Genomic DNA, 13,161 nt, shown 5'->3' with positions numbered 1-13,161 from the left:
AAGCCTCTACAGTTTGTTGACTTGCAGTTAGTCGATTTGGGCTTTGTCTACTACGGTGTTATCGCCTAGCTCTTCAGGAAGGACTAGGTTTAGTAGAATCGCCACGATACCGCATAAGCTTACGCCTTGAAGGCTAAAGTCACCGATGCCAAATGCCATGCCGCCAATACCGAATACTAGAGTAATACCGACAATCACAAGGTTACGTGATTTGTGTAGGTCAACTTTGCTCTGAATTAGGGTGTTCAGGCCGACTGTTGCGATTGAACCAAACAGTAGAATCATGATGCCGCCCATTACAGGAACTGGAATCGTTTGAAGTAGAGCACCTAACTTACCAACCAATGCTAGAACAATCGCTGTTACTGCTGCCCAAGTCATTATCACTGGGTTAAATGCTTTCGTCAGCATTACCGCACCTGTTACTTCACTGTAGGTTGTGTTTGGTGGCGCGCCCAGCATAGAAGCTGCAATAGTCGCCACGCCGTCACCTGTGATTGTGCGGTGTAGACCTGGCTTCTTAAGGTAGTCTTTGCCGGTTACGTTAGAGATAGCAAGCATGTCGCCAACGTGTTCAACGGCTGGTGCAATCGCAACAAACACCATAAAGAAGATAGCGTTGATGTTGAATTCTGGTGCTGTGAAGTTAGGTAGAGCTAACCAAGCAGCTTGAGCGACAGGGGTAAAATCAACGACGCCGTATACTAAGCTTGTGATGTAACCTGCGACAATGCCACCAAAGATAGGCAGTAGCTTAAGGAAGCCTTTTGAGAACACACTGATGACAATCGTTACTAGCAGTGAAATTGAAGAGATCCACAGTGCTGCATCTGCATCGATAAGCTGAACTGCACCATCGCCTGTTTTACCTAACGCCATGTTTACCGCAACAGGCGCAAGACCTAAACCGATCACCATGATTACAGGGCCAACCACGACGGGTGGAAGCAGTTTGTGGATGAAGGCTACACCACGTACCTTAATTAAGGCACCCATTAATACATACACAACACCGGCTGCCATTAGGCCGCCCATGGTTGCACCTACACCCCAAGTTTGAATACCAAACATGATAGGGGCGATGAATGCAAAAGAAGATGCTAAGAAGATTGGCACTGAACGGCGTGTAATAAGTTGGAATAAAAGGGTACCGATACCTGCGCCAAAGAGTGCAACGTTGGGATCAAGTCCTGTTAGTAGTGGCACCAGTACAAGCGCACCAAACGCTACAAACAGCATTTGCGCACCTTGCAGAGCATTTTTCATGTTATGTCCTTAAAAATGGTCGTTATATGAAAAGTGAAAAATAAAATTCGCGGGATTCTATCACTTAGCAATCGATTGCCACACCAAATAGATCAAATTTATTTATCTTAGTGATGTTTTACATCCATCGTCGCTCGAAAAACTCAGTTTATAAGTGAGCGATTTATCATGGCCAGGTGATATTTTAAGGTTATTAAACACAGTGGGCGCTATCGACCTTGCCCCTCAATCCATAGTTGCTTATCATCTAGGCACAAGATTTGAATATTAGGATCAGTATGCGCTACATAGCATTGTTGTTGATTGGACTATTAGCCTCTCCGAGTTATGCCTTAACTCAAGTAGATATTTTTAGTGCTGAAGTTGCGATTAACGCTGAAAACAAACAGCCAGAACAAGTGGCAAGAAATACAGGTATGGAGCAGGTATTAATACGTGCGACTGGCCAAACCGATGTCGCTTCGAATGAGACGATTCAAAAGGCGATGCGTAAGAGTTCGCAGTACATGTCTCAAATGAGCTTTGGCGAGAGCAATGACCAATCAACGTTGCGTATGCGTTTTAACGGTGCTCAAATCCGTTCTCTATTGACGCAAGCACAGTTGCCGTACTGGCCTGACACTCGTTCAAATATCCTTGTTTGGCTGGTGGAAGAGCAGAACTACGACAAGAATATCGTGTGGGAACACTCCAATTCACAATTGGCTGCTGGTTTACAAGCCAACGCAAAAGAGCGCGGTTTACCCCTGACGTTACCAGTCGGTGATTTTGACGATATTACCGGTATTGCGACCTCTGATCTTTGGGGTAGCTTTGTTACGCCAATCAGTAAAGCGAGTCAGCGTTACCCGGTTGATGCTGTTTTGGTGATTAAAGCTCAATCTTCTGGCTTACGCTGGACTCTGTATGACCAAAAACCAAACCAACTGACGAGCGCACCAAAATCGCCTGTGAGTGGTTCAGTATCGGGTAACAGCGCGACGACTTCTAAGAAGCTTGTTGACCAAATCAGTAACTACTACGCGAGTAAGAGTGCAGTAACGGTTGCGAGTGAGTCTTCGGAATCAATCTTAACGCAGTTTATTAGCCTGAATAACGCGCAAGATTTCTTCCAGTTGGAGAGTGCACTTAAACGTTTAAATTCAGTTGCAAGCCTAGATATTCTTAAGATTCAAAACAACGAAGTGACCTTCCGAATTCACTTATTGTCGACTCAACAAGAGTTTGAGCAAGAAGTTGAAAGCATTCGCCAAGTCGCGAAGGTTGAAGAGTCTTACATTGAACCTGAAGTGAGCCCTGAATTTGAAACGCAAGACAGCTCCATGTCTGTCGGCGATGATTCAACAGACGCTGTTGATGCTGAGGGTAGCGAGACTGACTCAAACGTTCAAGTGATTAAAGGCAGTGAGGTATCTACGGATGCTGAGCTAACAGGTACTTCTGATGTAACGTTAGACGAATCTGGTGAAGAAGAGCTTACTGTAACAGCACCAGTACACGCTAAGCCAAGCCTAGTATATGAATGGGTTCGCTCGTAATCGTCTACCAACATTACTGATTGAAATGACATCATGAAAAAAGCCCTGCAAGAGTTATCTCGCAGGGCTTTTTGTTGTTCTGGTGTTATGTAAGCTCTAAAGCATCGAATCAATATTATTGCTCGAACTTAGCTTTCTCTTTCTTTTCTACTTCAGAAAGGCGCTTAAGCTTAATACCTAACTCTTTGGCTCTAAAACGGGTAAACAAGATATTACCTGCGAAGCCTAGGCTAGTCAGGAGTAGTTCTACAGCCGCTAATAAACGCTCTCCACCGTCTACATACATAATCGTTAACGCGTGTAGGAAGTAGAGCATTAAGACGAAATTCGCCCAAGCGTGCGTATAAGGCTTGCCTGCTAGAATGCCCGGCAATGGCAGTAACAGCGGTACAGCCCAAGCAATCGCAAGTGTGACATTGCTAAGATGCGGGTGCGGTGAAAGCGTCATCTGCCAAGCCACTACCCAAAATAAAAGCAACAAGTTGCCTGCTAACGCTAGGTAGCGAAAGAGCTTGGTTTTGGGAGACATAGCCGTTTCTGGCATATACATCATTGAGAGATTCCCTTCTGGTTGATAGCGATGCGCGCTAAGCGTTTGCCTAGGTTTTGTGCCAACTCAATTTCTTCTTTGCTTAATGAAGCGCTCTCTCCAGTACTGCTGGCACCGTAAGGTGTGCCACCGGTTTGAGTGGTGTGTAGCGCAGGTTCTGAATAGGGGATTCCCACAACTAACATGCCATGGTGAAGTAGAGGCAACATCATGCTTTGTTGTGTCGTCTCTTGACCACCATGCAGTGATGAAGAAGAAGTAAAGACACAAGCTGGCTTATCGATGAGATCGCCATTGATCCACAGTGATGTTGTACTATCCCAAAAGTGCTTCATTGGCCCAGCCATGTTGCCAAACCAGACTGGGCTGCCTAGTGCTAAACCATCGCAAGAACGGAGCTCTTGTAAGGTCGCGATAGGATCTGTTGGTTGATAACGTGAATCAGGCTGCTCTTCTACCGTATACACGTCGTTCACCGTTCTCAGCATGGCTTCGCAGTTCGGGATAGATTCAACCCCTCGTGCAATCTGTCTTGCTAGCGCTTGTGTGTTGCCGTGGCGACTGTAGTAGAGAACAAGAATGTTAATGCTCATATTGGCTTACAGGATCTCTAGTACTTGCTCTGGTGGACGACCAATTTTTGCTTTGTTGTTCGCAACAACAACAGGGCGTTCAAACAGTTTTGGGTTTGCCGCCATTGCTGAGAAAAGATCTTCATCAGTCACCGATGCATCACCAAGATTTGCTTCTTTGTAATCTGCTTCTTTGGTGCGCATCATCTCGCGCACACTGGTAAAACCAAGCTGAGTGAAAAGCACTTTAAGCTGCTCAATAGTTAAAGGTGTGTCTAGGTATTTGATAACCTCTGGCTGTACGCCGTTCGCTTCAAGCAGTTCGAGAGTTTGACGGCTCTTTGAGCAACGTGGGTTATGATAAATCACGACAGACATGGTTCTTCCTCATTATTATTTTTGATTTAGTTGTTCAGTTGAAGCCACCTGAGTGGCTTCTTTATTATGTTACGTTGAGCTTTCTTTTTATGCTTTTACCAAGAATTACGGCTAATGAAACAAACTTATTGCAGCGATAAGAAACGTTCGCGCTGAATCATTAGCTGGTCGAGTCGAGCATCGTAACGTGCTTGTTTTAGACTGCCGAGTTCTGCGATTTGACTTGCCTGCGTGTAGTACTGAATCGCTTTGTTCCAGTTAGCTTGCAGTGCCAAAATTTCTGCGCGAGCGGCCAATTCTTCGTCGCTATTACCTAAGCTCGTATTTACTTTTGAAAGTAGGTGCCAGCCATTGGTGTCGTTCGGGTTATCGTGCGTGTAACGTTGCAGCACGCGAACGGCTTCCTGTAGGTCTTCATTTTCAATCAGCGCATTGGCGTAGTTAATGGTCAGAACCGGGTTGTTTGGTTGGCGAACCAGTGCCGATTTAAGTTCTTTAATCGCTATCTCGGGCTGTTTCTGTTCAATGTGCAGATCTGAGATCGCATCTAAATAGAACAGATTGGTTGGATCGCTGTTGATGAGTTTGGTTAGAATTGGCTCTGCTTTATCTAATTTTTTAGTATCTAGATAAACCAATGCTTGGCCATATTCTAATGAAGGCACTATAGCTTTCGGTGCTTTCTTTAGTTGGCGTGCAAACCAGTCCAAGGCCGCATCATTGTTGATACCCGCATAGCGCGCGACAATGCGAGCTCTTGCCAGATGGTAATCCAGTGATGGAGCCAGTTTAAGTGGCGGATAGCTGCGAGCACGGGCACGAGAATCTGTGATTCGATCTTCTGGTAATGGGTGAGTCAGTAGCATTGGTGGTGGTGTGCTTGCGTAGCGGTATTCATCAGCCAAGCGGCCAAAGAAACGTGGCATTGCATTCACATCAAACCCAGCTTTTGCGAGCGTGTTGATACCAAAGCGGTCGGCTTCTTTTTCATTACTACGTGTGTAGTTGATTTGGCTTTGCATGTTACCCGCCGTTGTTGCGGTTAATGCAGCAATACCAGCTTCAGGCGCTGCAATCGCCAGCAATACAGACGCCGCAAGCGCTGCGATGGTGGCTGGAGAACGGCGAGCTTGGTCTTCCATACTACGTGCTAAGTGACGTTGGGTAACGTGCGCGATTTCGTGCGCTAATACCGAAGCGAGTTCACTTTCCGATTGAGCATGCAGGAACAGACCAGAATGCAAAGCAACGTAACCACCAAAGAAAGCGAAGGCGTTAATGTTGCGGTCACGGATCATAAAGAACTGGAAAGGGGTCTTTACATCATTCGCGTTTGCGACAAGGCGATGGCCGAGCGTATCGATATATTGGTTTAGAACAGGATCGTTGACGATGGGCTGGCTGCTTCTGATGATGCGCATGTAGGCATCACCATAGATAAGTTCTTGATCGATAGTGAGTGTGCCGCCAGCAGCGGTGCCGATATCCGGTAGCTCCAAACCATTGGTATTTGCCAAAGTTGGTGTGCTTAATGTGGCTGCGATGCATAAGCAAGCAATTGAACGAGCGCGTTTAAACATATTAGTCAGTAATACTCCGTTTCTTCTGACAGTAAGACAAGAGCAATGCAAATTGGTTCTTTATCTGATTTAACCTTTACCAAGTGCGTGCGCTATCATTAAGGAAGATGAATGAATGATGGCGCGTTTTCAAAAACAGATTACAATACGACCCTTATAATAAGCATCGAGCCCAAGAATGACACCTAATATTCTAGATTTACGCCAAGAGCGATGTCCAATGGCTTTATTATTAGCCAAGCGTCACAGTGTAAAGTTAGAAGTAGGACAGTCATTGTCAATTTATGTCTCTGATAATAGCTCGATGAAAGATATTGTTACTTTTTTGTCTAAGCAAGCCTATGACGTCATCGCTGAGGTTTGCTCTAATTACCATCATATCCTCGTCACTAAAAAGGAATTGCAGTCAGATGCTTGAAATGGTCAATCGTTGGTATAAACGACGTTTCTCTGATCCCCATGCTGTCAGTTTGGTTGCCATCATTCTATTCGGCTTTATTACGATCTACTTCTTTGGTCACCTTATTGCGCCATTATTGGTGGCCATTGTGTTGGCTTACTTACTTGAGTGGCCCGTTACCCAACTTCAAAGACTCGGTGTTCCAAGAACCCCTTCAGTGATGTTGGTGATATTAATGTTCTTTAGCGTGATGCTATTGGCGATATTTGGTTTGGTACCGACCATTTGGGAGCAAGTGGGCAACCTAATCAATGATATTCCAAGCATGTACGGCAGCCTACAAAAGTTCATCGCGACGATTCCAGAGCGTTACCCTGAACTGGCTAACTTACAGATTGTTGAGTCAATTATGTCTAACGCGAAGAACAAAGCGCTAGGCTTTGGCGAAAGCGTTGTTAAAGGCTCTTTAGCGTCTCTTGTGAGCTTGGCGACACTGGCGGTTTACCTGATTCTTGTCCCTCTTTTGATTTTCTTCTTACTGAAAGATAAAGAAGAGATGATCAGAATGGCAAGCGGCGTATTACCTAAGAACCGTCGCCTCGCGACCAAGGTTTGGGTAGAGATGAATCAACAAATCTCAAATTACATTCGCGGTAAGGTTCTCGAGATTTTGATCGTCGGTGGTGTCAGCTATGTAACCTTTGCGATTCTGGATTTGCGATATTCAGCACTATTGGCTGTAGCGGTGGGCTTCTCGGTTCTGATTCCTTATATCGGTGCTGCTGCTGTGACTGTTCCCGTGGCGATTGTTGGCCTGTTCCAATGGGGGCTAGAACCTCAGTTCTACTGGCTGTTACTTGCGTACGGCATCATCCAAGCACTAGATGGCAACGTATTGGTTCCGGTTCTGTTCTCTGAAGCAGTGAACCTGCACCCAGTCGCGATTATTGTTGCGGTATTAGTGTTTGGTGGACTGTGGGGATTCTGGGGTGTGTTCTTTGCTATCCCGCTGGCGACCTTAGTGAAGGCGGTTTGGAATGCCTTACCGAGTCATGCATTAGACGATGACCCTGAGCATCAATCGTAATTGAATGCGCTATCAATTTGAATGCGCATTCAATTTGAATAAGTATTAAAAAGGCCGAATATCCATGATATTCGGCCTTTTTGCATTTGGCTTAGTGAGTCGTGTATTTAGATTCGCTAGGTGCGAATTTAGAGAGTCAACTCACTGAAATCGAGATTAAGCTTCTGGGTTGAAGTAATCTAAAACCACTTCGTGGTGAGTCTTGGTTTTGAACTTGTTGAAGACGTGTTCAATCTGACCTTCTTCATCGATTAGGAAGCTAATACGGTGCAGACCATCGTATATTTTACCCATGAATTTTTTCTCACCCCAAACGCCAAACTGTTCAGCAACGCTGTGGTCTTCATCTGATAATAGAGTGAAGTTCAGAGACTTCTTCTCAACGAAGTTTGGTAGGCGTTTGACTGGATCAACACTCACACCTAGAACAACCACATTCAGGTCATCAAGCTGTGCTTTGATATCACGCAGGCCTTCCGCTTGTACGATACAACCTGGAGTCATTGCTTTTGGGTAAAAGTAGAAAAGTACTTTCTTACCTTTAAAGTCACCAAGAGATACGATATTGCCATCTTGATCTGGAAGAGAAAAAGCAGGTGCTGGAACACCAGCCGTTAGCGTATTCATGACATTTCCTTTTTAAAGACTGTTTTTGATAAAGTTGAGCGAGCCTTGTACGGATAGGCTCAGACACAGCGCGTCGAATTCTTCTTGTAGCTGCATCAAATTACATTCTGATTGAACAGAAGCGGTAATAGAGATATGGAATTGATCGTTGTCGAGTTGAACCTTGGACTTATTTATGGTTCGTGCGCTCAGCGAGTCGAGTCCGATGTTGCGGTCTGCAAAGAACTGAGTGAACTGCTCGGTAAGACCGATTTTGTCGTCTGACTCAACGAACACCTCTACGGTGTAAGAGTTCTCAATCACATCATGAGTTGAGGTTCGCTTCATAATCGTAATCAAGTCGTGCTCTTGTCCAAGCAAGGGCAAGGTGGTTTCAACGCGGGTGATGTTGTTTGCCTTTCCAGACAGTAGCATGATAAGCGTAAATTCTTCGCCAAATAGAGCGATACGGCTATCAATAATGTTACAGCCTGATTGGGTGACTAAATGAACCACTTGGTTGCATACACCTGGGCGATCTGTGCCCACAGCTGTGATTACTAGATGTTGAGTCATAAAATCACGTCTCTTTATATTCCATTGATTCATGCATGTTAGCACAGTTAACAAAAGGAATAAGTGTAGGAGGGGGGCTTTTATGAGGCGTTTTTCTTCCAATGCGCAGCAAATGGTAGGAATGTCGAGGAGGCTAAAAAAACAAGATAGCGCCACGTTGCGACAGCTTACCTGTTACTGACATCGAGTTTAGCCCTATCCGTTAGATTGAGCGTAGATGACCAAAATTTTAGATAGAACGGCGTTAGAAGTCGTTTTACCTCAAACATACGACAATATTTAATGCAGTTGTTGCCAGTAAGCCACTTTAATGTCTTGTGTTTATTGATCGGCTTACAGTAACATGCAAAAAGAATAAATTAAGGGAGATAGACATGTTTTCAGGAAGTATCGTTGCGCTAGTTACGCCATTTAATACAGATGGTGAAGTGGATTTCGACAGCCTTAAAAAGTTGGTTGAGTACCATGTTGCTGCAGGTAGTGATGGTCTGGTTGCGGTTGGCACAACAGGTGAGTCTTCTACGCTCACTATTGAAGAGCATGTCAAAGTCGTCAATAAGATCGTTGAATTTGCCGATGGTCGTATCCCTGTTATTGCAGGTACAGGCGCAAATGCAACTCACGAGTCAGTGTTATTCAGCCGTTTGTTGAACGGTTCTGGTATTGCTGGTTGCCTGAGCGTAACGCCTTACTACAACAAACCGACTCAAGAAGGTTTGTACCAACACTATAAAGCGATTGCTGAAGTTAGTGACGTTCCGCAAATCCTATACAATGTTCCGGGTCGTACTGCCGTTGACTTGTTACCAGAAACGGTTGCTCGCCTTGCTGAGATCGAAAACATCGTTGCACTTAAAGATGCGACGGGTGATCTCGACAGAATTGCAATTCACCGTGAACTTTGTGGCGAAGACTTTATCTTACTAAGTGGTGATGACTTAACAGGTCTAGAATTTGTTAAGCGTGGTGGTGATGGTGTTATCTCTGTAACCAATAATGTTGCAGCTGCTGATATGGCAACCATGTTCAAACTAGCGAAAGAAGGTAAGTTTGAAGAAGCAGAAGCGATCAATGAGCGTTTGATGCCTCTTCACAAAAACTTGTTCGTTGAATCTAACCCTATTCCCGTAAAATGGGCGGTTCACAAATTGGGTCTGATTGCTGAAGGTGGCTTACGTCTACCGTTGACTGAATTGTCAAAGCCAGCTCAACCTGTTGTTGCTCAAGCAATGACTGAAGCGTGCATTTACTAAAACGTATGAAATGATGCCGAAGCGAACCTTCGGCATTTAGGAGTATAAATGAAGTATTCTCACCAGCTAGTGATTGGGTCACTGGCTGTTTTCGTTCTTACAGCATGTTCTGGCAGCCCGACTCAACGTCGCCAAGCCAAAGATGATTTCGAATACTTAGAAACACCTGAGTTTTCACAATGGCAATTGCCTGAAGATGCTCAACCTCAGTTCTACCCAAATTTTGATATCCCAAGCGGTGAATTCAGTGGTGGTACAGGTCGTCAAGTGGATATTCGTCCGCCTCAACAGGTTCTTGAACTGATCCCTGGTGCTCGTGCTGAGCGTCAAAACGGTGAAGTGACATTATGGCTTCTTCGTGCTGAAGAAGCAGACCGAGTGTGGCAAACGGCGGTAGACATGCTAGCTCAGCGTGGCATTGGCATTCGTGAGCAATCAGAGAACGACATTGAGACCGATTGGGTAACTTGGGTTTCTGAAGACGAAGAAGTAGAGATTGGCAGCCGTTATTCTATCTCTCGTTTCCAAGCGAACAATCGTCATGGCTTCAAGATTAACCTGATTGATTGGCGTGAAGGTTCTGAAGAAAAACCTGTATCGGCAACCAATAAAGAGCGTTACAACGCGTTCCTAACGAACCTTGTGATGGCTAAGTACGATGAAAACCTTCGTGCTGAAGCTGCACTGAAAGCGCAAGAGTTAGTGAAACGTATCCCTATTTCAATGGGCGCTGATCGCAGTGGCTTCCCTGTGATTATCGCGCGTACGCCTTACAACGTGTTGTGGCAACGCTTGCCTGAACTGCTACCTCAAATGGGCTTCGAGCTTGAAGAGCGTAACCAGTCTCAAGGTACCGTAAAAGCGAAATACGCAGCGCCTGATGATGAGTTCTGGGAAACGATTGGCCTACAGCCTATTGACCTAGCGCCAGGTACTTACACCTTCTTGTTTGGTGATCTTGGTAACCGTACGTCGATTAACGTAACGGATGCATCAGGTAAGCCAGTAGAAGAAGAGCTACTTAAGTCAATGGTTCCGGTATTGGCACACGTTGCTGACCAAACCAAAGATAAGAAAGAAGCAAAAGCTGAATAAGCCCTGAGCTGATTTTGATAAATAAAAAAGAGGACACATTGTGTCCTCTTTTTTTATGTTGTTCGTCAGCGTTTTATCTATCTGTTGTCTAATTTCAATTAGGGATAACAGCGCACCTGACTTGTTGGGGCGAGCGCATCAAAGGCATTAGGTTAAGTGTCTTTGTTCTCTGTGGACTTATCTTCTTGAGCTTTCTCTTGGTTCTGTTTATCCAATTGATTGAGTTTGTCTAAGTCTTTCTCTGTTTTATTACGACCTGTCAGATCCATATTGGCGGTCTGTTTGAGCGCAGCAATATTACCCACCACAACGCTAACCACGATGATGATGATAACCCAAGGGTTTGTAAGCCACTCCAACATAAGCGCTCCTAATGACTGATATTCGCCACGAAGCGCGCATAGATCTCGTCTAGCTGCTCCATAATTATCTCATACCCTAATATTGGCTTAGATTGGAGTTGCTTGCCAAGTAAAGTGGGAGATAACTGTGATAAACACAACTGTGAAACTTTACGGTGGCTAATATGCCAAGGTTCTATCGCAACACCGCCAAGGTCTTGGCTGTAAGGGAAGAAGAACCCATATTGAGATGCATTGGCAACCAGCCATTGGTAAAACGCTTGCTGGTGGCCGGTTAGGTATTCCCATGGTTCCAGCTGTAGCTGCGCGCCTTCAGGTAAATGATTGCGAGCAAAGACGTCAAAGTCACAACCCCAATGATGACGACTCGCCCCAGGAAGCGCAGACCACCTCAGGATCGCCGACAGCTTTTGTTGTTCACTGAGCGTTGAAGCATCCAGTGGTTGGCTTTCTGAGTCTAATATCGGTACTTCACCAGAAAATTTGCGGTTCCAAATCAGAGATTGCCTTTCATAGTCGCGAAAGCCACTGGCAATCTCCATTTTAAAACCAGCGAGCTGAGCAGCTTTAATCAAATTGTTCAGATCATCTTTGACATTACTGTGGACCAAGAAGGTCTTGGTGCCAATCAGGCTAGGCTCCAGATGTGAATCAGATTGTCCGGTAAGCTGCTCTGGTGTCATAACGCGTCTCTCAATAATTAGATGCTATCAATCGCTTATCAAAGAACTATTTAGCGAACAGGTTCACTAGTGTTCTTTCGTACATGTCGGTTAGCTTCTCTAAATCAGCCACTTTCACGCATTCGTTAACCTTGTGAATGGTTGCATTAACCGGACCTAGTTCTACTACTTGCCCTTTCATGCGCGCAATAAAGCGTCCGTCTGATGTACCACCTGTAGTCAGTAGTGCTGGTTTTACGTCATTGACGTGACCGACGGCATCAACAATAGCATCAAGCAGTGAGCCTGCGTCTGTTAAGAACGGGTCGCCATTGAATGTCCATTTCAAATCGTATTCGAAATCGTATTTGTCGAGTGTATTTGTGATTCTCTCAACGATGATGTCGTTGTTTAACTCTGTGCTAAAGCGAAGGTTAAACTGAACATTAAATTCACCAGGAATCACGTTTGATGCGCCAGTGCCTGCACTTACATTTGGGATCTGGAAGCTAGTCGGCGGGAAGTAGTCATTTCCTTTATCCCACTCGGTAGTAGCCAGTTCATTGATCGCAAGCAGAGAGCTGTGTACCGGGTTGTTTGCTAGGTGAGGGTAAGCAACATGACCTTGTGTGCCTTTAACTGTTAGATCACCAGTGATAGAACCACGACGGCCGTTTTTCACGACATCACCGACGTACTCAGTACTTGATGGTTCACCCACAATACACATGTCGATGTTCTCGCCACGAGCCATCAGTGCTTCAACAACACGTACCGTACCGTTGATGAAAGGACCTTCTTCATCTGACGTGATAAGGAAACCGATTGAGCCGGTGTGATCAGGGTGCTTAGCGATGAACTGTTCTACTGCAACGATCATTGAAGCTAGAGAACCTTTCATATCTGCCGCGCCGCGACCATGTAGGAAACCATCTACGATAGTCGGTTCGAATGGCTTAGTGTTCCACTGCTCAACTGGGCCAGCAGGTACAACATCAGTGTGGCCAGCAAAAGCAAAAAGAGGCGCTTCTGTACCACGGCGAGCCCAAAAGTTCGTCGTATCTTCAAATACCATCACTTCGATTTCAAAGCCGAGTGCTTTTAAGCGTTCAATCATCAGGTCTTGGCAGCCTGCATCTTCTGGTGTTACCGATTGACGGCTGATTAGGTCTTTTGCCAGAGCCAAAGTTGGGCTATCTGTCATCCTTGAATTCCTTGTTTAAATAAACGTCTAGT

General features: G+C 45.2%; 15 protein-coding genes. 5 read left to right on the top strand and 10 right to left on the bottom strand.

The window, feature by feature from the left end; genetic code table 11:
* Positions 1-27 precede the first annotated feature (27 nt).
* Entirely contained in the window at positions 28-1,266 is a 1,239-nt protein-coding gene (locus QWZ07_RS18285; RefSeq protein ID WP_017107211.1) for a uracil-xanthine permease family protein, read from the bottom strand.
* A 278-nt stretch (positions 1,267-1,544) separates the two neighbouring features.
* Here QWZ07_RS18285 and QWZ07_RS18280 point away from each other — a divergent pair, with 278 nt between their 5' ends.
* Positions 1,545-2,804 carry a DUF2066 domain-containing protein gene (locus tag QWZ07_RS18280; RefSeq protein ID WP_192852225.1) on the top strand — a complete coding sequence of 420 codons (1,260 nt, stop codon included), beginning with the start codon at positions 1,545-1,547 and terminating at the stop codon, positions 2,802-2,804.
* Between the two features lie 115 nt (positions 2,805-2,919).
* Here QWZ07_RS18280 and QWZ07_RS18275 read toward each other — a convergent pair whose 3' ends face one another.
* The 4 genes from QWZ07_RS18275 to bepA all read right to left on the bottom strand — a co-directional run bounded on the left by QWZ07_RS18275 (position 2,920) and on the right by bepA (position 5,884).
* Positions 2,920-3,357 carry a DUF2069 domain-containing protein gene (locus QWZ07_RS18275; RefSeq protein ID WP_017107212.1) on the bottom strand — a complete coding sequence of 146 codons (438 nt, stop codon included), beginning with the start codon at positions 3,355-3,357 and terminating at the stop codon, positions 2,920-2,922.
* A complete protein-coding gene (wrbA, locus tag QWZ07_RS18270) occupies positions 3,354-3,947 on the bottom strand; it encodes an NAD(P)H:quinone oxidoreductase (protein ID WP_102297115.1) in 594 nt (197 codons plus the stop codon). The genes QWZ07_RS18275 and wrbA overlap by 4 nt, the downstream gene beginning before the upstream one ends.
* Before the next feature lie 6 nt (positions 3,948-3,953).
* The gene (gene arsC / locus QWZ07_RS18265; protein WP_017107214.1) at positions 3,954-4,304 is read right to left on the bottom strand and encodes an arsenate reductase (glutaredoxin); all 351 of its coding nucleotides are present in this window, start codon (positions 4,302-4,304) and stop codon (positions 3,954-3,956) included.
* A 125-nt stretch (positions 4,305-4,429) separates the two neighbouring features.
* Positions 4,430-5,884, bottom strand: coding sequence for a beta-barrel assembly-enhancing protease (bepA, locus tag QWZ07_RS18260; protein WP_017110366.1), 1,455 nt, complete (start codon positions 5,882-5,884; stop codon positions 4,430-4,432).
* 178 nt (positions 5,885-6,062) lie between these two features.
* Here bepA and QWZ07_RS18255 point away from each other — a divergent pair, with 178 nt between their 5' ends.
* Complete coding sequence (locus QWZ07_RS18255) at positions 6,063-6,302, top strand: sulfurtransferase TusA family protein (protein ID WP_017107216.1); 240 nt, start codon at positions 6,063-6,065, stop codon at positions 6,300-6,302.
* Positions 6,295-7,371, top strand: a complete 1,077-nt coding sequence (locus tag QWZ07_RS18250) for an AI-2E family transporter (RefSeq protein WP_065110928.1) — start codon at positions 6,295-6,297, stop codon at positions 7,369-7,371. Before QWZ07_RS18255 ends, QWZ07_RS18250 begins: the two co-directional genes overlap by 8 nt.
* Positions 7,372-7,527: 156 nt before the next feature.
* Here QWZ07_RS18250 and bcp read toward each other — a convergent pair whose 3' ends face one another.
* Positions 7,528-7,998 carry a thioredoxin-dependent thiol peroxidase gene (bcp, locus tag QWZ07_RS18245; RefSeq protein ID WP_017107218.1) on the bottom strand — a complete coding sequence of 157 codons (471 nt, stop codon included), beginning with the start codon at positions 7,996-7,998 and terminating at the stop codon, positions 7,528-7,530.
* 12 nt (positions 7,999-8,010) lie between these two features.
* A complete protein-coding gene (locus tag QWZ07_RS18240) occupies positions 8,011-8,553 on the bottom strand; it encodes a glycine cleavage system transcriptional repressor (protein WP_017107219.1) in 543 nt (180 codons plus the stop codon).
* A 374-nt stretch (positions 8,554-8,927) separates the two neighbouring features.
* Here QWZ07_RS18240 and dapA point away from each other — a divergent pair, with 374 nt between their 5' ends.
* The gene (dapA, locus tag QWZ07_RS18235; RefSeq protein WP_029223468.1) at positions 8,928-9,806 is read left to right on the top strand and encodes a 4-hydroxy-tetrahydrodipicolinate synthase; all 879 of its coding nucleotides are present in this window, start codon (positions 8,928-8,930) and stop codon (positions 9,804-9,806) included.
* Between the two features lie 48 nt (positions 9,807-9,854).
* On the top strand, positions 9,855-10,901 hold the full coding sequence (gene bamC / locus QWZ07_RS18230; protein WP_017107221.1) for an outer membrane protein assembly factor BamC: 1,047 nt from the start codon (positions 9,855-9,857) through the stop codon (positions 10,899-10,901).
* 152 nt (positions 10,902-11,053) lie between these two features.
* Here bamC and QWZ07_RS18225 read toward each other — a convergent pair whose 3' ends face one another.
* From QWZ07_RS18225 to dapE, 3 genes are read right to left on the bottom strand one after another with little or no spacing between them, the layout of a single operon-like run.
* On the bottom strand, positions 11,054-11,263 hold the full coding sequence (locus QWZ07_RS18225; protein WP_017107222.1) for a DUF2897 family protein: 210 nt from the start codon (positions 11,261-11,263) through the stop codon (positions 11,054-11,056).
* An 8-nt stretch (positions 11,264-11,271) separates the two neighbouring features.
* Positions 11,272-11,946, bottom strand: a complete 675-nt coding sequence (locus QWZ07_RS18220; RefSeq protein ID WP_192852224.1) for a M15 family metallopeptidase — start codon at positions 11,944-11,946, stop codon at positions 11,272-11,274.
* 46 nt (positions 11,947-11,992) lie between these two features.
* Positions 11,993-13,129, bottom strand: coding sequence for a succinyl-diaminopimelate desuccinylase (gene dapE, locus QWZ07_RS18215; protein WP_192852223.1), 1,137 nt, complete (start codon positions 13,127-13,129; stop codon positions 11,993-11,995).
* Positions 13,130-13,161 lie beyond the last annotated feature (32 nt).

This window comes from Vibrio lentus (genome assembly GCF_030409755.1).
Lineage (GTDB): Bacteria > Pseudomonadota > Gammaproteobacteria > Enterobacterales > Vibrionaceae > Vibrio > Vibrio lentus.
The sequence above is the reverse complement of the archived record's forward strand: the minus strand, read 5'-3'. Positions and strand labels throughout refer to the sequence as shown.